The organism is Variovorax sp. OAS795 (genome assembly GCF_040546685.1).
In the GTDB taxonomy this organism is placed as follows: Bacteria; Pseudomonadota; Gammaproteobacteria; order Burkholderiales; family Burkholderiaceae_C; genus Variovorax.
In genome coordinates this window covers 509,167-532,988 of record NZ_JBEPOH010000002.1, presented here as the reverse complement: position 1 = coordinate 532,988, position 23,822 = coordinate 509,167, and the positions used below count along the sequence as shown (strand labels likewise).

General features: G+C 68.2%; 24 protein-coding genes. 18 read left to right on the top strand and 6 right to left on the bottom strand.

Going from position 1 to position 23,822, the window contains the following annotated elements:
- Positions 1–16: 16 nt before the first annotated feature.
- The gene (locus tag ABID97_RS28070) at positions 17–286 is read right to left on the bottom strand and encodes an SRPBCC family protein (RefSeq protein WP_354402683.1); all 270 of its coding nucleotides are present in this window, start codon (positions 284–286) and stop codon (positions 17–19) included.
- Positions 287–498: 212 nt separating this feature from the next.
- Between ABID97_RS28070 and ABID97_RS28065 the strand changes: the two genes are divergently transcribed.
- Genes ABID97_RS28065 through ABID97_RS28050 form a run of 4 tightly spaced genes read left to right on the top strand, consistent with a single transcriptional unit; the run spans position 499 to position 5,691 of the window.
- Complete coding sequence (locus tag ABID97_RS28065; protein WP_354402681.1) at positions 499–2,301, top strand: FAD-dependent oxidoreductase; 1,803 nt, start codon at positions 499–501, stop codon at positions 2,299–2,301.
- Positions 2,298–4,154 carry a 2-oxoacid:acceptor oxidoreductase subunit alpha gene (locus ABID97_RS28060; RefSeq protein WP_354402679.1) on the top strand — a complete coding sequence of 619 codons (1,857 nt, stop codon included), beginning with the start codon at positions 2,298–2,300 and terminating at the stop codon, positions 4,152–4,154. The genes ABID97_RS28065 and ABID97_RS28060 overlap by 4 nt, the downstream gene beginning before the upstream one ends.
- Positions 4,151–5,206: a 2-oxoacid:ferredoxin oxidoreductase subunit beta gene (locus tag ABID97_RS28055; protein ID WP_354402677.1), complete on the top strand. Its 1,056-nt coding sequence runs from the start codon at positions 4,151–4,153 to the stop codon at positions 5,204–5,206. The genes ABID97_RS28060 and ABID97_RS28055 overlap by 4 nt, the downstream gene beginning before the upstream one ends.
- Before the next feature lie 47 nt (positions 5,207–5,253).
- Positions 5,254–5,691, top strand: a complete 438-nt coding sequence (locus ABID97_RS28050; RefSeq protein ID WP_354402675.1) for a CBS domain-containing protein — start codon at positions 5,254–5,256, stop codon at positions 5,689–5,691.
- A 31-nt stretch (positions 5,692–5,722) separates the two neighbouring features.
- Here the strand turns inward: ABID97_RS28050 and ABID97_RS28045 are convergent, their stop codons facing one another.
- Positions 5,723–5,998, bottom strand: coding sequence for a hypothetical protein (locus ABID97_RS28045; RefSeq protein ID WP_354402673.1), 276 nt, complete (start codon positions 5,996–5,998; stop codon positions 5,723–5,725).
- A 263-nt stretch (positions 5,999–6,261) separates the two neighbouring features.
- Here ABID97_RS28045 and ABID97_RS28040 point away from each other — a divergent pair, with 263 nt between their 5' ends.
- Positions 6,262–7,317 (top strand): alpha/beta hydrolase family protein, encoded by a 1,056-nt coding sequence (locus ABID97_RS28040; protein ID WP_354402671.1) that lies wholly within the window; start codon positions 6,262–6,264, stop codon positions 7,315–7,317.
- A gap of 82 nt (positions 7,318–7,399) precedes the next feature.
- Here the strand turns inward: ABID97_RS28040 and ABID97_RS28035 are convergent, their stop codons facing one another.
- Positions 7,400–8,194, bottom strand: a complete 795-nt coding sequence (locus ABID97_RS28035) for a fumarylacetoacetate hydrolase family protein (protein WP_354402669.1) — start codon at positions 8,192–8,194, stop codon at positions 7,400–7,402.
- Positions 8,195–8,413: 219 nt separating this feature from the next.
- Between ABID97_RS28035 and ABID97_RS28030 the strand changes: the two genes are divergently transcribed.
- The 12 genes from ABID97_RS28030 (at position 8,414) to ABID97_RS27975 (ending at position 19,280) form a co-directional block, all read left to right on the top strand.
- Positions 8,414–9,262 carry a branched-chain amino acid ABC transporter permease gene (locus tag ABID97_RS28030; protein WP_354402667.1) on the top strand — a complete coding sequence of 283 codons (849 nt, stop codon included), beginning with the start codon at positions 8,414–8,416 and terminating at the stop codon, positions 9,260–9,262.
- On the top strand, positions 9,253–11,022 hold the full coding sequence (locus ABID97_RS28025) for a branched-chain amino acid ABC transporter ATP-binding protein/permease (protein ID WP_354402665.1): 1,770 nt from the start codon (positions 9,253–9,255) through the stop codon (positions 11,020–11,022). Before ABID97_RS28030 ends, ABID97_RS28025 begins: the two co-directional genes overlap by 10 nt.
- A complete protein-coding gene (locus tag ABID97_RS28020) occupies positions 11,012–11,719 on the top strand; it encodes an ABC transporter ATP-binding protein (RefSeq protein WP_354402663.1) in 708 nt (235 codons plus the stop codon). The genes ABID97_RS28025 and ABID97_RS28020 overlap by 11 nt, the downstream gene beginning before the upstream one ends.
- Entirely contained in the window at positions 11,709–12,320 is a 612-nt protein-coding gene (locus tag ABID97_RS28015; RefSeq protein WP_354402661.1) for a cupin domain-containing protein, read from the top strand. The genes ABID97_RS28020 and ABID97_RS28015 overlap by 11 nt, the downstream gene beginning before the upstream one ends.
- Positions 12,313–12,534, top strand: coding sequence for a hypothetical protein (locus ABID97_RS28010; RefSeq protein WP_354402659.1), 222 nt, complete (start codon positions 12,313–12,315; stop codon positions 12,532–12,534). The genes ABID97_RS28015 and ABID97_RS28010 overlap by 8 nt, the downstream gene beginning before the upstream one ends.
- Positions 12,527–13,606 carry a phosphopyruvate hydratase gene (eno, locus tag ABID97_RS28005; RefSeq protein ID WP_354402657.1) on the top strand — a complete coding sequence of 360 codons (1,080 nt, stop codon included), beginning with the start codon at positions 12,527–12,529 and terminating at the stop codon, positions 13,604–13,606. Before ABID97_RS28010 ends, eno begins: the two co-directional genes overlap by 8 nt.
- A 40-nt stretch (positions 13,607–13,646) precedes the next feature.
- Positions 13,647–14,234 (top strand): NADPH-dependent FMN reductase, encoded by a 588-nt coding sequence (locus ABID97_RS28000; RefSeq protein ID WP_354402655.1) that lies wholly within the window; start codon positions 13,647–13,649, stop codon positions 14,232–14,234.
- 47 nt (positions 14,235–14,281) lie between these two features.
- Entirely contained in the window at positions 14,282–15,289 is a 1,008-nt protein-coding gene (locus tag ABID97_RS27995; RefSeq protein ID WP_354402653.1) for a VOC family protein, read from the top strand.
- Between the two features lie 20 nt (positions 15,290–15,309).
- A complete protein-coding gene (locus ABID97_RS27990; RefSeq protein WP_354402651.1) occupies positions 15,310–15,840 on the top strand; it encodes a carboxymuconolactone decarboxylase family protein in 531 nt (176 codons plus the stop codon).
- 65 nt (positions 15,841–15,905) lie between these two features.
- The gene (locus ABID97_RS27985; RefSeq protein ID WP_354402649.1) at positions 15,906–17,129 is read left to right on the top strand and encodes an amino acid ABC transporter substrate-binding protein; all 1,224 of its coding nucleotides are present in this window, start codon (positions 15,906–15,908) and stop codon (positions 17,127–17,129) included.
- Between the two features lie 22 nt (positions 17,130–17,151).
- Positions 17,152–18,279 carry an alcohol dehydrogenase catalytic domain-containing protein gene (locus tag ABID97_RS27980; RefSeq protein WP_354402647.1) on the top strand — a complete coding sequence of 376 codons (1,128 nt, stop codon included), beginning with the start codon at positions 17,152–17,154 and terminating at the stop codon, positions 18,277–18,279.
- Positions 18,276–19,280 (top strand): phosphotransferase family protein, encoded by a 1,005-nt coding sequence (locus ABID97_RS27975; RefSeq protein WP_354402646.1) that lies wholly within the window; start codon positions 18,276–18,278, stop codon positions 19,278–19,280. Before ABID97_RS27980 ends, ABID97_RS27975 begins: the two co-directional genes overlap by 4 nt.
- Positions 19,281–19,305: 25 nt before the next feature.
- Here ABID97_RS27975 and ABID97_RS27970 read toward each other — a convergent pair whose 3' ends face one another.
- Together ABID97_RS27970 and ABID97_RS27965 are read right to left on the bottom strand one after the other, a co-directional pair.
- The gene (locus tag ABID97_RS27970; protein ID WP_354402645.1) at positions 19,306–20,271 is read right to left on the bottom strand and encodes a C-terminal binding protein; all 966 of its coding nucleotides are present in this window, start codon (positions 20,269–20,271) and stop codon (positions 19,306–19,308) included.
- The gene (locus ABID97_RS27965) at positions 20,268–21,338 is read right to left on the bottom strand and encodes a LacI family DNA-binding transcriptional regulator (RefSeq protein WP_354402643.1); all 1,071 of its coding nucleotides are present in this window, start codon (positions 21,336–21,338) and stop codon (positions 20,268–20,270) included. The genes ABID97_RS27970 and ABID97_RS27965 overlap by 4 nt, the downstream gene beginning before the upstream one ends.
- Positions 21,339–21,590: 252 nt before the next feature.
- Here ABID97_RS27965 and ABID97_RS27960 point away from each other — a divergent pair, with 252 nt between their 5' ends.
- Positions 21,591–22,847 (top strand): porin, encoded by a 1,257-nt coding sequence (locus tag ABID97_RS27960; protein WP_503012836.1) that lies wholly within the window; start codon positions 21,591–21,593, stop codon positions 22,845–22,847.
- Here ABID97_RS27960 and ABID97_RS27955 read toward each other — a convergent pair.
- Entirely contained in the window at positions 22,844–23,746 is a 903-nt protein-coding gene (locus ABID97_RS27955) for a LysR family transcriptional regulator (RefSeq protein WP_354402639.1), read from the bottom strand. The two genes, ABID97_RS27960 and ABID97_RS27955, sit on opposite strands and share 4 nt — an antisense overlap.
- Positions 23,747–23,822: the final 76 nt, after the last annotated feature.

The following is a 23,822-nucleotide window of genomic DNA, read 5'->3' as shown; positions in this document are numbered from 1 at the left end:
GTTGGTGCTGGTTTTCCTAAGCTTTTGCCGTTAGTGTATTTGTTGTGTGGCGAGCCTGCACAGCGCCTCGCGTTCCTTCGGCACCTCGAACTCTCGAACGCGGCTCGCCGCGCCACCAGCAAGTCCTGGTGCGGCCCGGCATCAGGTTGACCGTGTATGCGTCGGCAAAGAACGGATAGATGGTGTCGCGGTGCAGCATGCGGATGTGATACCCCTCCAGGAAGGCGTCGACCGTCAGCTTCCAGTTCGCGGGATACACGCGGTCGACCTTGCGGAAGACCGTCATCCCAGCCAGGCCCATCCAGTCCAGGTGCGCGCCCAGGCCTTGGAACGCCTAGTCCGAGAACGCCGCCCCAGGTTCAGCGTGGCGGCGTCGATGCCCTCGGCCACCGCTGCGGGATTTCACCAAGGCTCTGCGGCCGCACGTGCGGCGCATACTCGCGGCACGCCGCCCGCCGGCCCCTCTCGGGGTTCCGGGCGACTGTCAGGAGGCACGCCTTGCAGCGAACCGACATTGCGAACCCGGCCTATTTCCACAAGGTCGTCGATTGCCAGTACGCCTGCCCGGCGCACACCCCCGTTCCCGAATACATCCGCATGATCGCGCAGCGCCGCTACAGCGACGCCTACATGATCAACTGGGCTTCCAACGTGTTCCCGGGCATCCTGGGGCGCACCTGCGACCGGCCCTGCGAGCCTGCCTGCAGGCGCGGGCGCGTGGAACAGAGCAACGCGCAGGATCCGGAGCCGGTGGCGATCTGCCGGCTCAAGCGCGTGGCAGCCGACATGAAGGACGACGTGCGCGCGCGCATGCCGACGCTCGCACCCAGCAACGGCAAGCGCATTGCGTGCATCGGCGCGGGCCCGGCCTCGCTCACCGTCGCGCGCGACCTCGCCCCGCTGGGCTACGAGGTGACGGTGTTCGACGCCGACGCCAAGGCCGGCGGCTTCATCCGCACGCAGATTCCGCGCTTTCGCCTGCCGGAATCGGTGATCGACGAGGAGACCGGCTACATCCTCGACCTGGGCATCGACTTCCGCGGCGGAACCCGCATCGGCTCGATGGCGGCGCTCATGGCCGAGGGGTGGGACTCGATCTTCGTCGGCTGCGGCGCGCCGCGCGGGCGCGACCTGGAGCTGCCCGGCCGCCAAGAGGCGGCAGCTGCCATCCACATCGGCATCGACTGGCTCAATTCCGTTTCGTTCGGGCACGTGACGCGCATCGGCCGGCGCGTGATCGTGCTGGGCGGCGGCAACACCGCCATGGACTGCTGCCGATCGGCCCGCCGCCTGGGCGGCACCGACGTGAAGGTCATCGTGCGCAGCGGTTTCGATGAAATGAAGGCTTCGCCCTGGGAGAAGGAAGACGCCCAGCACGAAGGCATTCCGATCATCAACTTCCATGTGCCCAGGGCCTTCGTCAGCGAAGAGGGCAGGCTGGTCGGCATGCGCTTCGAGCGCGTGCGGGCCGCCTACGACGAACACGGGCGCCGCACGCTGGTGCCTACCGGCGAACCGGACGCCTTCTTCGAATGCGACGAGGTGCTGGTGGCTGTGGGCCAGGAGAACGCCTTCCCGTGGATCGAGCGCGACTGCGGCATCGCCTTCGACAGCAAGTCGGGCCTGCCGGTGCTCGACGAGAACACCTTCCAGTCGAGCGTGCCCCGCGTGTTCTTCGGTGGCGATGCGGCCTTCGGTCCCAAGAACATCATCACCGCCGTGGCCCACGGCCACGAGGCCGCGGTGTCGATCGACAAGCTGCTGCGCGCCGAGCCGGTGTACGTGCGGCCCGCGCCCATGACCAACCTGGTGTCGCAGAAGATGGGCATCCACGAGTGGAGCTACGACAACGACACCTCCAACGACCTGCGCTACAAGGTGCCCTGGGCCAAGGCCGAGACGGCGCTGGCCAGCATCCGGGTGGAAGTGGAGCTGGGCTTCGACGCCGCCACCGCCTTCAAGGAGGCCGAGCGCTGCCTGAACTGCGACGTGCAGACCGTCTTCAACGAGACCGCCTGCATCGAATGCGACGCCTGCGTGGACATCTGCCCGATGGACTGCATCAGCTTCACCGCCAACGGCGAGGAGGCCGAGCTGCGCACGAGGCTGAAGGCCCCCGCACTCAATCTTGCGCAAGACCTGTACGTGTCCGGCGGACTCAAGACCGGCCGCGTGATGGTCAAGGACGAGGACGTCTGCCTGCACTGCGGGCTGTGCGCCGAGCGTTGTCCCACCGGAGCCTGGGACATGCAGAAGTTCCTGCTGAAGATGACGCCGGCGGGGCAGGGGGTGGCGTCATGAGTGCCGTCCCGCAGATCGAGGCGGTGAACGATTTCGTCATCAAGTTCGCCAATGTCAACGGCTCGGGCTCGGCCTCGGCCAACGAGCTGTTCGCCAAGGCCATCCTGCGCATGGGCGTGCCGGTGAGCCCGCGCAACATCTTTCCCAGCAACATCCAGGGCCTGCCGACCTGGTACGAGGTGCGCGTGACCGAAGCGGGCCACCTGGGACGGCGCGGCGGCACCGACATGATGGTGGCCATGAACCCGCAGACCTGGGACGCCGACCTGGCCGAGCTGGAACCTGGCGGCTACCTTTTCTACGACAGCACGCGGCCGCTGCCGCCGTCGAAATTCCGCAGCGACATCCGCGTCATCGGCATGCCGCTGACCGAGATCTGCAACGCGGTCTACCAGGATCCGCGCCAGCGCCAGCTGTTCAAGAACATCGTCTACGTGGGCGCCCTGGCCATCCTGCTCGGCATCGAGCCCCAGGTCATCGAGGCGCTGTTCGGCGAGCAGTACAAGGGCAAGGAAAAGCTTCTTGCCTCCAACGTGCAGGCGCTGCACCTGGGCTGCGACTTCGCGCGGGAGAACCTGCGCGAGTCGCTGGGGCTCCAGGTTCGCCGCGCCGACCGCGTGGGCGACCGGATCTTCGTGGACGGCAACAGCGCTGCGGCGCTGGGCTGCGTGTATGGCGGCGCCACGGTGGCGGCGTGGTACCCGATCACGCCTTCATCGTCGGTGGCCGAGGCCTTCCAGAAGTACTGCGCCAAATTCCGCGTCGACCCGGCCACCGGACAGCACCGCTTCGCCATCGTGCAGGCGGAAGACGAACTGGCTTCCATCGGCGTGGTGGTCGGTGCCGGCTGGAACGGCGCGCGGGCGTTCACCGCCACGTCGGGGCCGGGCATTTCGCTCATGGCCGAATTCATCGGCCTCGCCTACTTCGCCGAGATTCCCGTCACCCTCATCAACGTGCAGCGCGGCGGCCCTTCCACCGGCATGCCGACACGCACGCAGCAGGCCGACATCCTGGCCTGCGCCTACGCCTCGCACGGCGACACCAAGCACGTGCTGCTGTTCCCCGAGGATCCGCACGAGTGCTTCGAGCATGCGGCGGCGGCGCTGGACCTGGCCGACCGCCTCCAGACGCCGGTGTTCGTGATGACCGACCTGGACATCGGCATGAACCAGCGCCTGTGTGCGCCCTTCGACTGGGACGATGCCAAGGCCTACGACCGCGGCAAGGTGATGAGCGCCGAAGAGCTCGAGGCCGGACGCGACTTCGGCCGCTACAAGGACGTGGACGGCGACGGCATTCCGTGGCGCACGCTGCCGGGCACGCATCCGAGCAAGGGCAGCTACTTCACGCGCGGCACCACGCGCGACGCCTACGCCCGCTATTCGGAGCGCGGGCCGGACTACATCTACAACATGGAGCGGCTGCTGAAGAAGTTCGCGACCGCGGCCAGGCTGGTGCCGCAACCGGTGCTCCGCCCGGCCGCCGAGGAAACGGCCCTGGGCGTGATCTACTTCGGTTCGACCAGCCCCGCCATGCACGAGGCGCTGCAAGCGCTGGAGGCGCGCGGCATCCACCTCGATGCGCTGCGGCTGCGCGCCTTTCCGTTTCCGGACAGCGTGGCCCGGTTCCTGGCGCGGCACGCCAAGGTGTTCGTGGTCGAGCAGAACCGCGATGCCCAGATGCGCAGCCTGCTGGTGAACGAACTGGACATCGATCCCGCGCGCCTGGTGAAGGTGCTGCACTTCGACGGCACGCCCATCACTGCGCGCTTCATCGCCGGGGCCATCGGATCGCACCTGCAGGCGCAGGCATCCGGCGCTGCCACCACCCATACCGGGGAGCCTGCATGACCTACCTCGCCAAGCCGCGGCTGCGCCATCCCACGCTGGCCACCAACAAGGTCGGCTACACGCGGCGCGACTACGAAGGCAAGATCTCGACGCTGTGCGCCGGCTGCGGCCACGACTCGATCTCCGCCGCGATCATCGAGGCCTGCTGGGAACTGGACATCGAACCGCACCGCGTCGCCAAGCTCTCGGGCATCGGCTGCAGCTCCAAGACGCCGGATTATTTCCTCGGCGCATCGCACGGTTTCAACACCGTGCACGGCCGCATGCCCAGCGTGCTGACCGGCGCCAACCTGGCCAACCGCGACCTGCTGTACCTGGGCGTTTCGGGCGACGGCGATTCGGCGTCGATCGGGCTCGGCCAGTTCGCCCATGCCATGCGGCGCGGCGTGAACATGGCCTACATCGTGGAGAACAACGGCGTCTACGGGCTCACCAAGGGCCAGTTCTCGGCCACCGCCGACCAGGGCTCCAAGAGCAAGAAGGGCGTCGTCAATACCGACAGTCCGGTGGACCTCGTGGCCATGGCGCTGCAGCTGGGCGCCAGCTACGTGGGGCGCGGTTTCTCAGGCAACAAGGCGCAGCTGGTGCCGCTGGTCAAGGGAGCGATCAGCCACGGCGGCGTCGCCTTCATCGACGTGATCAGCCCCTGTGTCGCGTTCAACAACCACCCCGGCAGCACCAAGAGCTACGACTACGTGCGCGAGCACAACGAGGCGGTGAGCCGCATCGACTTCATCAGCGCGCGGGAAGAGATCGCCGTCGACATCGAACCGGGCGACGTGATGGACGTGCGCCAGCACGACGGCACGCTGCTGCGCCTGCGCAGCCTGCACCCCGGCTACGACCCCGGCGATCGCCATGCCGCCATGGCCTACATGCAGCGCCACCACGAGATGGGCGAGGTGGTGACCGGCCTGCTCTACGTCGATCCGCTGGCCACCGACCTGCACACCGCGCTCAACACCTGCGACCGGCCACTCAATGCGCTCGGGACGGCCGAGCTGTGTCCCGGCGCCCAGGCGCTGGAGCGGCTCAACGCCTCCTTGCGCTGAGCCGCGGGCAGCGGCACCATTCACATCCTTCCCATGGAGGGCGCACCATGTCCGAGCGCACCGTTTTCCAATCGATCTCGCGCAGCCACGTGATCAGCCTGGGCCCGCAGGCCAGCGCGCGCGACGCCGCGTGCGTCATGACGCGCGCGAGCTGCGGCAGCGTGCTCGTGATGGAGCTGCCCGACGCCTTGCTGGGCATTCTCACCGAGCGTGACCTGATGACCCGCGTGCTGGCCCGGGGGCTCGATCCCGACCGCACCACGGTGCGCGAAGTCATGACGCCCAACCCCATCTGCGTGCCGCCCGAAACGCTGGTGTCCGACGCCGTGGTGCTCATGCTGGAACGGGGCTTTCGCCATCTGCCGCTGGTGGCGGGGACCAAGATCCTCGGCGTCTTTTCGGTGCGCGACGCGTTGCCGCGAGAGCTCGGCACGGCGGTCAGCCTGACCGAATTCCGCGAACAGGTGAACGACGCGCTGGGCTAGGGAGAGTCCGGCAAGGCCGCGAAAGGCCGACTCACATCAAGCGCAGACCCCGCGCGAATTTCATCGATGTCCTGGCGAATTTCGGCAGGTCGCCCATCTTCGCGAGCTCGGCCAGGCCCTCCTCGGTGATGCGCTCCACGGTTGCGGTGACCGGCTCGGCGTAGAAGCCGGTGCGCTGGAGGGGGGCGATCTTCGCCTCGACCAAGCCCGTGGCCATCAGCACCGACACATGCCGGATTTCCTCCGGCTGGACCACCTGGACGGGCAGGGGGGTGCGAAGAAGCCTCGCCAGGAACATGAGCGGCATTCGATTCTCCGTGGCCGGCGCGCGCTGTACCCAATGGCCGGACCCGCACAAGGGCGGAAGGAAAATTTATCAGCGCCTGCTCCGATGTGACAGTTGTTCACGTTTTAAACGCGGCTTTCGAGCAATACGTCACGAAATGGCGGTGCCCTGGCGCAGGCTCGCCGATGAGCAGACCCAATGAGTTCAGTTGCTTTCCTCGTTGGACGCACCGCATCCGAAGACCTCTAATTCGTGCACCACCACGAACACGACGGAGACTCTTCATGCTTCATATCGATGGAAAGATCGCGGCCATCGCCTGTGCGCTGGTGGTCGGCTGCACCAGCGTCGGGACGGCCGCGGCGGCCTCGCTCGGCGGGCCGCTGGCCCTCTCGGACGAAGGCATGTTCTTCGTCCATGCAAAGCCCGCCGCGTCCAGGTACCCCGGCGTGTCGCCGGCCGGCCCGGCCCGGCCGGGAACCGTGATGGTGAACCAGATGTACGTGCACTACCGCATCCCCGCCGTCCGGACCAGCGCGCTCCCCATCGTGCTGGTGCACGGCGGCGGATTGAGCGGCATGAGCTACGAGACGACGCCAGACGGCCGCGAAGGCTGGGCGACTTACTTCGCGCGCAAGGGCCATGCCGTCTATGTCGTCGACACGCCCGGGCGCGGGCGCTCCGGCTTCAATGCGACAGCCATCAACGAAGCGAAGGCAGAGGGGAACGTCTCTGCGCTGCCGCCCAGCGTGCTGATGGTGACGGCCGAGCTCGCCTGGCCGCTCTTTCGCTTCGGGCCGTCGCACGGCACGGCGTATCCCGACTCCCAGTTCCCGGTCGAGGCCTTCCCGAAATTCGCCGCGCAGGGCGTGCCCTTCGCCGAGGCGCTGCTGGAGGGCGGCGGCATGGGCACCGCGCCGCCGGCGCTGGCAGCGCTGCTGGACGACATCGGGCCCGCCATCGTCGTGGTGCACTCGCTCGCAGGGCCCTTTGCCGATGCATTGGTCGGGCTGCGTCCGGCCCTGGTCAAGGCGGTCGTCAACATCGAGGGCGCGCAGTCGGTTCTTCCCACCGACGCGCAGGTTGCGGCCTACCGCGGTGTTCCCGTGCTGGAGCTGTTCGGCGACCACCTCGACGCACCCGTCTTCACAGGCCAGCCGCGCTACGAGGCGCGCAAGGCCGTGGTCGAGCGGATCAACCGTCTCGAAGGCGGCAGGGCAACGTTGGTGCGGCTTCCCGACGTGGGCCTCAAGGGCAACTCGCACATGATGATGCAGGACAGGAACAACCTGCAGGTCGCCGACTTCATCCTCGGCTGGATCGCGGACACGGTGCGTTGAGTCATCGTCCTTCGCCTGAGTGAAGGGCACCGCGATGACGAAGCCGTACACCCTCAAGGCCGGCTTCGACCCCGGCCGCCCGCTACCCGCGCGGCGCGCTGCCGCGATCTTCCGCGACCACGCCGTTGCGCAGGATGCCGATGCCCTCGATCTCGACCTCGATGGTGTCGCCCACCTGGATCGGACCCACGCCCGCGGGGGTGCCGGTCATGATCATGTCGCCGGGCAGCAGGGTCATGTACCGGCTCAGGTAGGCAATGATCTCCGGCACCGAAAAGAGCAGGTCCGCGGTCGTGCCGTTCTGGCGCACCGCGCCGTTGACGCGCGTGACGATGCCGATCCGCGACGGGTCCAGCCCGGTGGCGATCACCGGCCCCATCGGCGCGAAGGTGTCGTAGCCCTTGCCCGCGAGCAGGCAGCCGAATTCGCTCTCGCTGCGCTGGAGCACGCGGTCGCTCACGTCGTTGCCGCAGGTGTAGCCGAGCACATGGTCCAGCGCATCGGCCGCGGACACGTGGCGCGCCTTCCGGCCGATCACCACGGTGAGCTCGCCTTCGAAGTGGATGTTCTGTCCGTCGTCGGGATAGACGATCGACGCGTCCGGACCGATCACGCTGGTGCTCGGCTTCATGAACAGCACGGGCCGCTGCGGCACCGCCTTGCCCACCTCGTGGGAATGCGCGACGTAGTTGTAGCCGAGGCCGAACACGCGCGGCTGCGCGATGGGCGCGAGCAGCCGCACGGCCGCGAGCGAGTCGATGGCGCCGCTGCGCTTCAGGCCTTCGAGCGGCGAGCTTTCCAGCCGAGCGATCGAGCCCTCGTTCTCGATGATTCCGTAGTGGACGCATTCGTCCAACGCGTATCTGGCGATGTGCATGGTGGTTCCGATTTTTTCCGTTGTGGCCAATGCCTGATGCTAACGTTAGCTTTCCAGATGCCGGTTGTCAACGAAGGCTCCACAAGCTGTTTATTCTGAAAGCCGTTGACAAGCAGGATGCGCGTTTGCCAGAATATGCGCAAACGTTAGCACAAACAAGGAGACAAACTTCATGAACGAATCCGCACCGCTTGCGCGGCCTGGCACAAGGAGCTCGCCATGAGCGCGACCTTGCTCGCCCAATCGGCCATCGGGGGCTTGCTGCTCGGTGGCATCTACGGGCTGCTCGCGCTCGGCCTCAGCGTGAGCTGGGGTTTGCTGCGCCTCGTCAACCTGAGCCACTTCGCGCTGGCCTTTCTCGGCGCCTACCTCACCTACCAGCTCGGAACGCAGTTCGGCATTGCGCCGTGGCTGTCGGCGCTGGTCGTGGTGCCGGCCTTCTTCGTTGCCGGCATTGCGTTGCACGCGCTGTTCGTACGCTTCCAGGTCAGCGAGTTCGCGTCGATGCTGGTCACCTTCGGCATCACCATCCTCATCGAGTCGCTGATCCAGTGGCTCTGGTCCGCGGACTACCGCAAGTTCGAGTCCGGCTATGCGCAGTCGTCGCTGCGCATCGGGCCGCTGTTCGTGCCGGTGCTGGAGCTTGCCGCCTTCGCTTGCGCGGCGCTGCTTGCGACCGCCGCCTGGACCGGCCTGAACCGCACGCTCTTGGGCAAGGCGCTGCGCGCAGCCGCGCACGACGGCCCGATCGCAGCGGCCTTCGGCATCAACGCCAAGCGCCTCTCGTACCTGCTGGCCGGCCTGTGCGCGGCGTCGGCCGGCGTCGCGGGCGTGTTCATCGCGCTGACCTCGACGCTCGCGCCTTCGCAGATCGAAGCCTGGATCGGCGTGGTCTTCGCGGTGGTGATCATCGGCGGGCTCGCGCGCCCGCTCGGCGCGCTGGCGGCCGGTTGCCTGATCGGCGTTTCGGAGTCGGTGACCATGGCAGCGGTCAACCCCGCCTGGGCACCGCTCGTGGCCTTCTCGATCCTGATCCTCCTCTTGCTGTGGAGGCCCAGATGGCTCTGAGCCCACGACACGCACGCGCAGCGGCGGCGGCGGCCGTGGCCGGCCTGGTCGCGCTGCCCTTCACAGGCGTTGCCGACTTCTACCTCTCGTACCTCTACGTCGTCTTCTTCTGGATTGCGCTGGCCAGCAGCTGGGGCATCCTGAGCGGCTACTCGGGCTACTGGAGTTTCGGCCACGCGGCGTTCTTCGGTACCGGCGCGTACACGACGGCCACGCTGGCCGGCAAATGGGGCGTGCCCTTCCTGCTGACCATTCCGGCGGCGGCGGGCATCGCGGCAACGCTCGCACTGGGCATCGGCTGGGTGGTGTTTCGCATCAACACGCTGCGCGCCGAATTCTTCGCGCTGCTCACGCTCTCGGTCACTTACGTGCTGGCGGCCGTGATCTCCAACACGCCGATCGATGGCGGGGGCGGGGTCTACCTCAGCAATGTCTCGATTCCCCAGCTCGGCACCACGGTGCCGGGGGCCATCTACCTGCTGGGGCTCGTGCTGGCACTGACCGCGCTCGCAGTCTCGCGCCGCATTCTCCGCTCGCGCCTGGGCGCCGGCCTGCTGGCCATCCATGACGACGAGGACGTGGCCGAGGTCAAGGGCGTGCCGACGCTGCACTACAAGCTCGCGGCCTTCGCCATCTCGTCGGCCATTGCCGGTGCCGCGGGCGCCATCCAGGCCGCCTACGTCGGGTATGTCACGGTAGGCGAAACCTTCTCGATCACCGTGCCGCTGTACGTCGTGCTCATGAGCATCCTGGGCGGCGCGCGCCACTGGGCGGGGCCGGCCATCGGCGCGGCGCTGATCACCGTGGCACTGAGTCTCTTCGTCGGCGGCGGGCACGCCGAGCTCGGCCGCGCGGGTGTGGCGCTCGCACTCGTGGTCGTGATCCTGGTCCTGCCCGAGGGCATCGCGCCCAGCCTGTTCGGCCGCTTCGCCCCACGCAGGAACGCTGCGCCCGTATCCGCACCCGCACTTGTGTCGGCGAGCGAGCCGGGCAACGTCGTCGTGATGAAGCCGCAAGCCACCACCGCACGGCCCTTGCTGACATGCCGCGCAGTAGCGAAGTCCTTCGGCGGCATCCGCGCGCTGCAGGGCGTCGACCTGCAGGTCGAGGAGGGCGAGATCCTCGCGCTCGTCGGGCCCAACGGCTCCGGCAAGTCGACCCTGATCAACATGATCAGCGGCCACTTTCCGCTGAGTTCCGGCAGCATCGAGCTGCACGGCGCATCGATCGGCGGCCTGGCGCCGCACGAGGTCGCGCGCCGTGGCATCGCGCGCACCTACCAGATCCCGCGCCTGTTCAATCACCTCACGGTGCTCGAGAACGTGCGGCTGTGCGCCTTCTTCGGCGGCACGCAGGACGCTGGCAGCGAGAGTCCCGACGACCTCGCGCGCCGCTGGCTCGCGTTCACCGGTCTCGAAGCGAAGGCCGACGTGCTGCCGCCCGCACTCAACCTGCACGAGCGCAAGTTCGTCGAGCTCGCGCGTGCCCTGGCGGCGCAGCCGCGCCTGTTGTTGCTGGACGAGGTGCTGTGCGGCCTCACCCCGACCGAGGTCGACCACGCCATCGCGATGATCCGCAAGATCAGGGCGGACGGCACCACCATCGTCTTCGTCGAGCACCTGATGCGCGCCGTGGTGGCCCTGGCCGACCGCATCGCGGTGCTCGACCAGGGCACCTTGCTCGCCCTCGGGCTCCCGCGCGAAACGATGCAGGACCCCCGCGTCGTGGGCGCCTACCTGGGGACCGCCCATGCTGCTTGAAGTACGAAACCTCCATGTCTCCCACGGCGACGCGCCTGCACTCTGGGAGGCATCGCTCGATGTTGCCGCGGGGCAGATCGTGGCCGTGGTCGGGCCCAACGGCGCGGGCAAGAGCACGCTGATCAACACCATCGCGGGCATCCTGCGTGCACGCGAGGGCCAGATCCGCATCGACGGCACGGACATCGCGAAGGTCCCGAGCCACCGCGTGTGCGGGCACGGCATCGCCATCGTCCCCGAAGGGCGGCGCCTGTTCACGCACATGACCGTTCTCGAGAACCTCCAGCTCGGCGGCTGGCGCGCCGACGCTCGGGCCTCGGGCGAAGGCTCGCTCGAAAGGGTGTTCTCGCTCTTTCCGATCCTCGGCGAGCGCCGCCACCAGATCGCAGGCTCGATGTCGGGCGGCCAGCAGCAGATGGTGGCGATCGGCCGCGCGCTGATGGCGCGGCCCCGGCTGCTCCTGATGGACGAGCCCTCGCTCGGCCTCTCGCCGGCCGTGGTCGACGACATGTTCCGGATCATCCGCACGATCAACGAACGCGGCGTGGCCGTGCTGCTGGTCGAGCAGAACATCCACAAGGCGCTGGAGATGGCGCACCACGCCTATGTCATCGAGCAGGGCCGCATCGTGGCCTCGGGAAAAGCGGACACGCTGCTCGGCAATCCTCGCATCCGGGAGGCCTATCTTGGCGTCTGATCCCTCATCGGGCGAAGTCGCGCCCCTGGCCATCCGCCGCGTCGTCACGGGCCACGACAAGACGGGTGCGTCCGAGATCGCGCTCGACTGCGACGTGCCGCGCTCCCATGTCTTCCAGCATGTGCCGGGCATGGTGTCGCGCCTGGTGTGGGCCAGCGCGCCGGTGCCGGGTCTGCCCTTCGATGGCGCCGATCCGACCGCCGCGGTGGCCAGCATCGTTCCCGCCGCGGGTGCCACGCGTTTCCTGGTCGTCACGTTCCCGCCCGACAGCGTGTTCGCGGCGCGCGCGTTCGACCCGGCTGCGGCGGCCGCCGAGAACCTGGCCGTGAGCCCCGGCCTGGCGGAGTGCTTCGAGCCTGACGGCATGCATGCGACGCCGACCATGGACTACGCCGTCGTGCTCGACGGCGAGATCTGGATCGAGCTCGACGAGGGACGTTCCACGCATCTTTGGCGCCATGACGTGGTGGTGCAGCACGGCACCCGCCATGCATGGCGCAACAGGAGCGAGCGTCCGGCGACGCTCGCCTTCGTGCTGATCGGCGCTTCGGCCGCGGCACGCAACGACAGCCCATCCGACACAGGGAACATTCATGAATGACACAAGGATCACGCGCCTGCACGGGCGGCGCGTGTGGGATTCACGCGGACGCCCGACGGTGGAAGCCGAGGTCACGCTGGCCTGCGGCACCGTGGCGCGCGCCATCGCACCCGCCGGTGCCTCCACCGGCAGCGGCGAGGCGCTCGAGCTGCGCGACGGCGGTCCGCGCTTCGGGCGGGCTGGACGTAGGGAAGGCGCTTGCTGCGATGCGTGAGATCGCGGCGTCGATCGAAGGGCTCGATGCGCGCGACCAGGCCGGCATCGACGCGCGCATGGTGGCGCTCGACGGCACGGCGAACCGCAGCCGCCTCGGCGGCAACGCGATCGTGGCGACCTCGATGGCGGTGCTCCACGCCGCGGCTGCAGCCGCCGGACTGCCGCTGTGGCGCCATCTCGCTGGAGATGGCCCGGTGCGCATGCCGCTGCCCGAAGTGCAGATCTTCGGCGGCGGTGCGCATGCGGCGCGGCGCGTCGATGTGCAGGACTTCATGGTGATGTGCCCCGCGGCCGGCAGCTTCGGCGAGGCGCTCGAATGGACCGCCGAGATCTACCTTGCGGCCGGCGCGCTGATGAAGAAGCACGGCAAGCTGCAAGGGGTCGCCGACGAGGGCGGCTACTGGCCGGCCTTCGGTTCGAACGAACAGGCGCTCGACACGCTGATGCAGGCCATCGCCGATGCGGGCCTGCGCGCGGGCGAGCAGGTCGGCATTTCGCTCGACATCGCGGCCTCCGAATTCGGCCGTGACGGCCGCTACACGCTCGCGCTGGATGACCGCAGCCTCGACACCGGCGAGATGATCGCGATGCTCGGCAACTGGCTCGATGCCTACCCGATCCTCTCCATCGAAGACCCGCTCGCCGAAGACGATGTGGCCGGGTTCCGGCAGTTCACCGCCGCCTATGGCAGCCGCTGCCAGGTCATCGGCGACGACTTTCTCGTGACCAACGCGGCGCGCGTGGCGGCCGCCGCAGCCGACGGCTGCACGAACGCGGTGCTGATCAAGCCCAACCAGGCCGGCACCGTCAGCGAGACGCATGCGGCGCTCGAGGCTGGCAGGCGGGCGGGTTTTGGAACCATCGTTTCGGCGCGCTCCGGCGAAACCGAGGACGTGACCATCGCGCACCTGTCCGTCGGCTGGAACGCGGGCCAGCTCAAGGTCGGTTCCTTCTCGCGCTCCGAGCGCATGGCGAAGTGGAACGAAGTGCTGCGCATCGAGGAGTCGCTGGGCCGCGACGCGGTGTTCAGCGGCTGGTCCGCAATGCCGTTCCGACATCGCGCGCAATGAACGCCGCGCATCACCCCACCCCATCAGGAAGAACATCGCCATGAACACGATCAAGCTGGCAGGCATTTCCGGAAGCCTGCGCAAGGCATCCAGCAACACGGCCATCCTGCGCACACTCCAGGCGTTGCTGCCGGAGGGCGTCGAGATGGCGCTGCTGCCGCTCGACGGCATTCCCTCGTACAACCAGGACCTCGACGGACCCGATCTCCCCGATGCCGTCCGGGCGTTCAAGGCCACGATCGATGTGTGCGACGGCCTCGTGCTGTGCTCCCCCGAATACAACTTCGGCATGCCGGGCGTGCTGAAGAACGCGCTCGACTGGGCCTCGCGGCCGGCGTTCGCGTCTCCGCTCAAGGGCAAGCCGGTGCTGGTGATGACCAGTTCGCCGGCGTTCACCGGCGGCGTGCGCGCCCAGGCCCAGCTGCGCGACACGCTGGGCGGCACCTTGTCGCGCGTGATCGCCAGGCCGCAGGTCGTCGTCGCGGGCGTCCACACCAAGATCGAAGACGGGCGGCTGGCAGACGCCACCAGCCTGGCCTTCGCGCTCGAAGCCATCGACGACCTGATCGCCGAGATCGGCCTGCTGCGTGCGGCCCGACCTTCTGCGGTGCAGCCAGCCCTGGGCTGAGCGGCAGCAGGTCCTTTCCTCCCCACCCAACCCTTCGCGAGGTTCTTATGCTGCCCGCCGTCAATCTGCGTCCGCCGTTCAACATCACACGTGCCAGCCACGTCGTCCTCCATGTCGCCGATCTCGCAAGGAGCCGCGACTTCTACGTCAACATCGTCGGGCTCGTCATCTCGGACGAGGGCGAAGGCGTCTGCTACCTGCGCGGCCTGGCCGAGGCCTGCCATCACAGCCTGGTGCTGATCCAGTCGCGGGGCGGCGAACAGACCTGCAAGCGGATCGGCTTTCGCGTCTTCTTCGAGGAAGACCTCGACAGCGCCCATGCCTTCTTCAAGGCCGAAGGGCTGGCTGCCGAATGGGTCGATGTTCCGCACCAGGGCCGCACGCTCCACGTGGAAGACCCGATCGGCACCAGGATCGAACTCTGCGCGCAGATGGAGACGCTGCCCCGCATGTACCTGAAGGTCGAGAGCTTCACCGGCGCGCATGCCCAGCGGCTGGACCACTACCAGCTGCTGGCCCCGGACACCTACGCCTTGTGCGCGTTCTACAGCCGGCTGGGTTTTCGCAACTCCGAGTACATCGCGCATGGCGACAAGCTGCTGGGCGCCTTCATGTACCGAAAGGGCACCTGCCTCGATCTGGCGATCGTGCAGGGCGCGGGGCCCCGCCTGCACCACTTCGCCTACACCGTCTCCGAGTCGCACAACATCTTCACGGCCTGCGACCTGGCGGGCAACTTCGGCTATGCCGAATCGGTGGAACGCGGCCCCGGCCGCCACGGGCCCGGCGGGATGCTGTTCGTCTACCTGCGCGACCCCGACGGGCATCGCGTGGAACTCTTCAACAGCCACTACCAGACCATCGACATCGAGATCGAACCCGTGCGCTGGGAAGCCGCCTCGCTGAGCACCAACATCCGATGGGGGATTCCCGCCCCCGCGCGCTGGTATTTCGAGGCCACCGCCTTCGCCGACGCGGCGCTCATCGAGCCGGCCGAGAAACCCAATCCCCAAACGCTGGAGAGCTACGCGCTGGCGCTCTCCATGCAGAAGTAAACACCAGAAAGGTCACTGCCATGGCACGAGTCAGATATCTCCAACGATCGGACACCGACGCCGATCCCGCCCTGTTCGACAGGCTGGAACGCGAACGCAAGGTGCCCACCGCCAACATCTTCCGTGCGCTGGCGCACGCGCCGCAGGTGCTGGACGGGTTCATCTCCTATGCCAACACGCTGCGCGGCTCGCAGCTGAGCCCCAGGCTGCGCGAGCTGGCGATCCTCACCGTGGGCCACTGCACCGCGTCGGCCTACGAGATCGCACATCACCAGTCGCATGGCCTCAAGGCGGGCATCAGCGCGGAGCAGCTCAAGGCCGTGCCCGACTTCGAAAGCTCTGCGCTCTTCGACGACGAGGAGCGCGCCGTCATGGCACTGGCGCGCGAGTCGACGCTGAAGGTCGACGTGAGCGAACCCACGTGGCGCAAGGCCGCGGCTTTCCTGTCCGAGCGCCAGCTGGTCGAACTGGTGCTCACGATCGGTTGGTACAACTCCGGCGTTCGCATCATGGGTGCGCTCGCCATCGAGCTCGAGGACGGATACCGCTGACCACAGCCGCCGCACGCCCGGCCGGCGCGGTCCGAGCCGGTCTTCCGACATTCCAGGAGACAACGATGAGCATCACCAGATTTCAATCACAGCGCCGTGTCCTTCTTGCCGCGGCCGGCACCCTCATGCTGGCCTATGGCTTGCCCGCGCATGCACAAGGTGGAGGCGGCGCAGAGCCGATCCGGGTGGGCGGCACGCTGCCCCTCACCGGACCTCTTGCACCCGTCGGCGGCATCCACAAAGTTGCGGCCGAGGTGTTCGTCGATGCGCTGAACAAGCGCGGCGGGTTGCTGGGCCGCAAGGTCGAGCTCATGCTGCTGGACGACCAGTCGCAGCCGGGCAATGCGCGCACCCTGTACGAACGCCTCATCACGCGCGAAAAGGTCGACCTGCTGATGGGCCCCTATGGCACCAGCGCGATCATCGCGGCGATGGGCGTGGCGCAGCGCTTCAACAAGCTCTTCATCCAGAGCAGCCTCGGCGACCCGAGCCTGGCGCCCTACGAGATGCAGTTTCCGGCGCTCCCGCTGGGACCCGAGCCGCGCCTGGGCGCCACCGAGGTGCTGCTCGACGCCTATGCGAGCACCGCGACGCCGCCGAAGACCATCGCCTTCGTCACCAGCAAGTTTCCATCGGCGCTCGACCTGGCCAAGGGCGGGCAGGAGATCGCGGCCAAGCGGGGCCTGAAGACCGTGCTGTCGCTCGAGTACGAGTTCGGCACGCGCGACTTCGGCGGCATTGCCGCGCGCATCAAGGATGCCGCGCCCGACCTGCTGTGGTCGGGTGCGGTCGGCCTCGAGGCGGCGCAGCTGCTCGATGCGATGAAGCGCATCGACTACCAGCCCGCGCGCCAGTTCTACCTGTTTCCGGCGCCGGGGCCGACCGTGTCGAACCCACAGGCGAGCGGCCTGACCACGCTCACGTGGTTCGAGGACCACGCACCTTTCACGCAGGACGCAGGCGCCGCCCAGTTCATTGCCGCCTACAACGACCGCGCGAAAGCCGCCGGCCTGTCCTGGCCGCACGTCGATTCCCAGGCTGCGGCGGAGTTCGCGGCCTGGCAGATCCTTGAAGCCGCGGCCAAGGGCGTCGGCCGCCTCGACGACAAGGCCATGGCCGCATGGCTGCGCGCCAACCCGGTCGAGACCGTGCTGGGCACGCGCCGCTTCGACGGCAAGTTCAACAGCGGCGCGGCCGACACCAAGGTCAAGCAGGCACAGAACGGCAAGTGGGTCACGGTGTGGCCGCCCAGGTTCCGTCCGTCGGGTGCGGCATTCGTCGCCCCTTGAGTTTTTTCAAGAAGAGGTTTTCATGAACAGAACAATGACCGCAGCCCGGCTGCACGCGCTCGGCACGCCGATGTCGCTCGACACGATCCCGGTTCCCAAGCCGCGCCCCAGCGACCTGCTGGTGAAGGTGATGGCGTGCGGCATCGTGCCCAACATGGCCAACGTCATCAACAACTGGCCGACCTGGTTTCCGCACCAGCCCTTGCCGCGCTTCCCCGCCATCTTCGGGCTGGACGCGGTGGGCGTGGTCGAGGAGGTCGGCGAGGCCGTGATCAATGCCAGGCCCGGCGACCGCGTGTACGTGAGCCCGCTGCGTTCCTGCGGCTCCTGCAGGGCATGCCGCGCGGGCCAGCGCAGCCATTGCCGCTACTTCACGCTCAACGGCTACTTCAGCACCAGCCGCGATGGCCAGCGCATCTTCGACCTCTATCCGTACGGCGGCTTCAGCCAGTACATGACGGCGCCGGAGTACGCGATCGTCAACCTGCCGGACAACCTGAGCTTCGAGCAGGCCGGGCGCTTCGGCTATCTCGGCACCTCCTACGGCGCCTTGAAGAACGCGGGTGCCGGCCCGGGCCAGGTCGCGCTCATCGACGGCATCACGGGCACGCTGGGCGTCGCAGCCACGATGCTCGGGCTGGCCATGGGCCTGTCGCAGATCCTGGGCACCGGGCGCGACGAACGGCTGCTCGCCCGGATCAAGGCGCTGGCCCCCGACCGCATCCAGGTGATGCGGCTCGGCGAGGGCTCCACCGGCGAATGGGCCAAGTCGCTCACTGGCGGCGAGGGCGCCGACTTCGCCATCAGCGCACTGGGCGCGAAGGCGCCCGCGGCCACCATGCTCGACTCGATGCGGGGCGTGCGCCGCGGCGGCAAGGTGGTCAACGTGGGCGGCGTGGCCGAAGACCTGCCGATCGACGTGAAGTGGCTGATGGACGAGCAGATCCAGCTGATCGGATCGAACTGGTTCACGACCGCGCAGGGCCAGGAGATGGCGGAGATGGTTCGCACCGGCACGCTGGACCTGTCGTACCTGGAGCATCGCGCCTTTCCGCTCTCTCGCGTGAACGAGGCGATCTCCGGGCTGAAGGACCGCGACGGCGGCTTCAGCAACTACGTCGTGCTTCCGCAGGCCGTGGACGCGGCGTGAACGGTACCAAAGCCATGCTCGGCGCATTCCTGGTGTCGCAGGGACTCGCCAGTGCAGAGGAGCCGGCGCACTGGCATCCGCTGGCGGGGGGCGTTTCGTCCGATATCTGGCGCGTCGATCTCCCGGGCCGGTCGATGTGCATCAAGCGCGCGCTTGCCAAGCTCAAGGTCTCGGCGGACTGGCAAGCCCCGGTGTCGCGCAATGCCTTCGAATGGGCATGGCTGCAGTTCGCGGCCCGCCATGCGCCGGACCACGCGCCGCATCCGATCGCCCACGATTCCGAGGCCGGGCTCTTCGCCATGTCGTTTCTCGCACCCGAGGCGCATCCGGTGTGGAAGGAGCAGCTCATGGCCGGCGAGGTCTCGGCGCGCACGGCGCAAGCGGTCGGCCGCGTCCTCGGCGAGCTGCATGCGGCCAGCGCGGGAAGGCCCGAGCTCGCCGCCGCATTCGACACCACGGACAACTTCCGCGCGCTCCGCCTCGAGCCGTATTTCACCGCGACCGCCGAGCGCCATCCGACGCTGGGCGCCGCGCTGATGGACCTGGTGGAGCGCACGGCCGGCTTGCACATCGCGCTGGTGCACGGCGACGTCAGCCCCAAGAACATCCTCGTGGGTCCGCGCGGGCCGGTGCTGATCGATGCCGAATGCGCCTGGTACGGCGACCCGGCCTTCGACCTGGCTTTCTGCCTGAACCACCTGCTGCTGAAATGCCTCGCGCGTGCGGACCAATGCGAGGCCTTGCTCGCATCGTTCGCCATGTTGGCCGAGGCCTACTTCGAGCAGGCGAACTGGGAGCCGCGCGCGGCGCTGGAGGAACGCGCGGCCCGCCTGCTGCCGGCGCTGATGCTGGCGCGCATCGACGGCAAGTCGCCGGTCGAGTACGTGGTCGATGAAGCCCAGCGCGATGCGGTGCGCGCGTTTGCCGCGCCGCTGGTGCTGCGCCCCGCAAGCCGGCTTGCGCACGTCGCACGCGAGTGGGGCCAGGCAGCGGCTCGCTGAACCCGGCCGGCGCCGGGCTGCAAGCTCAGCCTTGCGGTCCGGCGTTGCGCGGCTGCTGCGGCGCAGCGCCCTGCAGCACCCGTACCACTTCCTCGGCCGCACGCCGGCGCAGCTCGACCAGCGACGCATCCGACGAGAACGCGACATGGGGCGTGAGCATGGCGCCGGGGTGGCTTCGGAGCGCAGCCGGAACATCGGGCTCCGATTCGAGAACGTCGAGTGCCGCGCCGGACAAACGTCCGCTGCCGAGGGCCTCGATCACGGCATCCGTATCGACCACGCCGCCGCGGCTCACGTTGACGAGCAGGCCGCCATGCGGCATCAGTGCGAGCCGCTCGCGGTTGACGAGGCGCCGCGTTGCTTGCGCGAGCGGCGCATGCACGATCACGATCTCGCTCTGCGAGAACAGTGCGTCGAGCGCCACGCCCTGGACGCCTTCGGCCTCGCCGGAAAAATGGGGATCGTGTGCCAGCACCCGGCACCCGAAGGCGCCGAGCTTGCGCGCGGTCGCGCGGCCGATGCGGCCGAAGCCCACGATGCCGCAGGTGAGCTCGGCAAGGCGGCGCAGCCTGGCCGTGGCGGGGTCCCAGCGGCCGGCGCGCACTTCGCGGTCGAAGCGCACCAGGCCGCGCGTCCATGCGAGCGCGAAGCCCACCGCGTGATCGGACACTTCCTCCACGCAATAGTCCGGCACGTTGGTGACCCAGATGCCGCGCGCGCTCGCGGCATCGACCGCGATGTTGTCGAGGCCTACGCCCAGCCGGGCGACGATCTGGAGTTCGGGCACGGCCGCGATGGCGGCCGCCGACACGGGCGCCCAGCAGGTCAGGATGGCCGATGGCTGGTGCTCGCGCGCCAGCGCTTCGATGCCGTCCGCGGGCAGCGGGACGGCCGGGCCGCTGACGAGGCGCATGCCGGCGGCTTCGATGATGTTTCGCTCGATGCTGTCGTCGGGCCAGGCGTAGTCGGTGAGCAGGACAGTGTGGTTCATGGTGTGGAGGAGGTGGAAGCCTGGTCGGCGAGCAGGCGGGCCTGGCCGCGTTTGGTGCTGGCCGATTCGAGCGCGCGCGTGCTGCCGCGCACCACGAGCGTGGGCGGCGAGACGGCGCTGTAGGGCGCCGCGCTTGCGGGCTTTTGCTTGAGCTGATGGATGAACCAGAGCCCGCAGGCGGTGGCCAGTTCGGAGACCGGCAGGCTCACGGTCGTGAGGCCGGGGCCCCACCAGCGAAAGCCCAGCTCGTCGCCGAAGCCGACGACGGACAACTGCTCGGGCACGCGCACGCCGCTGGCCAGCAGTTCCTCGAGCACGCCCTGCGTGTTCTGGACCGAGCCCAGCACCACCGCCGTGGGCGGGGTGCGCAGCGCGAGCAGGCGGCGGATCGCATCGCGGCCGAAATCGGTCGACGCCGGGGCGCCGAGTTCCTCGCGCGCATGCGTGGCCGCCTTGCTGCCGGCAAGGGCGTTCTGGAAGCCCTGCAGCCGCGCCGCGCCGGTGGGCAGGTCGGTGGTGCCGCCGATGTAGGCGATGCGCTGGTGGCCGAGTTCGACCAGGTGGCGGGTGGCCTGGAACAGCGCCTGCGCGTCGTCGATGCCGAACCAGTGCTCGCCCAGCGCCGCATGCCGGCGCAGCAGCTGGATGCGCGGCGTCATCTTGAGCAGCCGCACCGACTCCGGATGCGGCCGTGCCGTGGGCACGATGATGATGCCGGCCACGTTGACGCTGGTGAGCTCGCGGATATGGCGCAGCTCGACCAGGCGGTCGTCGTCGGTCTCGGACAGCGTGAGCTGCAGGTCCGCGCTCTCCAGGCATTTGGACAGCGCATGCGCGATGGTCGAGTAGAAGCTGTTGCGAATGTCCGGGACGACCAGGCCCACGAGGTTGCTGGACGCGCCGCGCATCATGCGCGCCGCGCGGTTGGCGACATAGCCGAGCTCGTTCGCGACCTCGGCCACCTTCTGCTTCATGGCGGCGCTGATGCGCGGGTCGTCCGACAGGGCGCGCCCCACGGTGGAAGCGGAGACCTCGAGTCGGCGGGCAATGTCTTTGATCGTGACCATGTGCGGGCTGTCGGGCAGCGGTGTGGGGGAGTGCATTAACGATAGCACGTAAAGAACAAGGCCTCAACCCGAAAAGCGATTGACTGGCAGGCGAAATGCTCTCTAGAATTTATGCTAACGATAGCATAAACGAGAGATGATGAATTTTCGCGCCGGATCGGACTGATCCACCTTCCGGCCCCTTGCCTGGATCGCACCCAAAAAACTGGAGACAACGTGAAGCCCCATCCCCACACACGCCATCGCGGCAGACTGAAACGCACATTGCTCGGCATGCTCGCCCTCGGCTCGGCCGCGGTGGCATGCGCGCAGTCGTCGGTCACCATCTTCGGTGTCGTCGATGCCTCGGTCAGCCAGTACGCCAGCAAGTCGGAAGACCGGAACTTCGCAACGCCGGCATCGCCGTTCTACGTCAACCAGGGCTCGCGCACCGTGAGCCGAAGCACGCTCGCGAACTCGGCCTACAACAACAGCCGCCTGGGCTTCCGGGGAACGGAAGACCTGGGCGGCGGACTCGCGGCCGGCTTCTGGCTCGAAAGCCCGATCACGAACGACGACGGCGCAACCGGCCTCGCCAACTTCAGCCGCCGTTCCACCGTGAGCCTCATGGGCGGATTCGGCGAGATCCGCCTGGGGCGCGACTTCACGCCCAGCTTCTGGAACGACACGGTGTACGACCCCTTTGCCGCGGTCGGCGTCGGCGCCAACCTGATCTCTTCGGCCAGTCTCTTCAATACGACCGGCGGCCCCAACGGCTTCGGCGGCAATGCCAACTACCTGCGCGCCAGCAATTCCATCGGCTACTTCCTGCCTCCCACGCTGGGCGGGCTCTATGGCCAGTTGATGTACGCGCTGCACGAGAACAACAGCTACGACCCGGGCACCGCCACGCCGCCGGGCGTAAACCCGCTCACCGGCCAGCTGAACGCCGGCGCCGCAGCGTCCTCGCGTACCGGCCGCTACGTGGGAGGCCGCATCGGCTATCTCAATGGTCCACTGGACATTGCGTTCGCGGTGGGCAACAGCACCGTGGGCGACGACTACTTCGCCGGCACCACCGACAGCGTGAAGACCGTCAACCTGGGCGGAACGTACGACTTCGGCGTCGTGAAGCTCTTCGGCGAACTGTCCCGCACCCGAAAAACGCGCGACTACGCCGCGACGCCGGCGCTTCCCTTGCCCGACACGGACCTGAGCGGCTACCTGGTCGGCGCGACCATCCCGGTCGGGCCGGGCCTGATCCGTGCCTCGTATGCGCGCGTGAAGTACGACCTGAATCCGGTGGCCACACCCTTCGCGCCGGCGGCCGCCGACCCCAAAGCCGGCAAGCTCAGCCTCGGCTACGTGCACAACCTTTCGAGGCGCACGGCGCTGTATGCGACCTTCGCCCGCGTCAGCAACAAGAACGGTGCGGCGCTGACGGTCGGCGGGCCGTCATTCATCAGCGCAGGCGTGTTCACGCCGAAGACCTCGACCGGCTACGACTTCGGTATCCGCCACGCGTTCTAAGCCGCCTGGCCCGCCGAGGGCGCCGCGAGGACAAAGTCCACGAAGCCTTGCGCCGCGTGCGAGAGCGAGACGCCGGCGCGCTGCACGAGGGAGACCTCGCGGTCGATGCGGGGCGTCTCGACGCGGCGCCAGCCGATGCGCGCGGGGTCGGCCAGCTTCACCGCATAGCCGGGGAGAATCGCAATGCCGAGCCCGGCGTCCACCATGCCGATGAGCGAGCCGGCATAGTTGGCCTCCCGCGCGGGCTTGAGCATCAGGCCGGCAGCTGCAAAGCCTGCTTCCGTGAGGTCGCGAAAGACGCTGCCGCGGCGCAGGGCGAGCACCGGCTCCTCGGCGATGTCGGCCCAGGTCAGTTTCTTCAAGCGGCTGAATGCGTGCCCGGCCGGGAACGCGGCGGCCATGGCTTCGGAGAACAGCAGCGTGCGCTGGATGTCGACCTCGTCGGATGCGAAGGTGCCGATACCCACGTCGGCCGCGCCGCTGCGCACCAGCGGCAGCACCTGGTTGGGCAGCGTGTCCTGCAGCACGACCTCGATGCCGGGGTACTGCGCGCCGAAGGCGGCCAGCATGGGCGGCAGGTAGGTGCTGGACAGCACCAGCGGTGCCGCCACCACGACGCGCCCGCGTTCGCGCGCCACCAATTTGTCCACCCCCGCGATCGCCGACTCGAGCTCGGCCAGGATGCGTTCGGCGCGCGGAAAGAAATCGCTGCCCGCCGCGGTCAGGGCCACGGTGCGCGTGGTGCGGTCGAACAGGCGGCTGTCGATGGCGCTTTCGAGTTCGCGCACCAGCAGGCTCAAGGCCGACTGCGTGAGATGCATCGCCTGCGCGGCGCGGGTGAAGTTGCCAAGCCGCGCGACCAGCACGAAAGCCCGGAGCTGGCGGAGAGTCACATTCATGAGCGGAGCCAATCATCCGATTGGAAAGTCTCGATTGAATCACAGCCGCATGCGCCTTCTAATCGCTGCAACACAG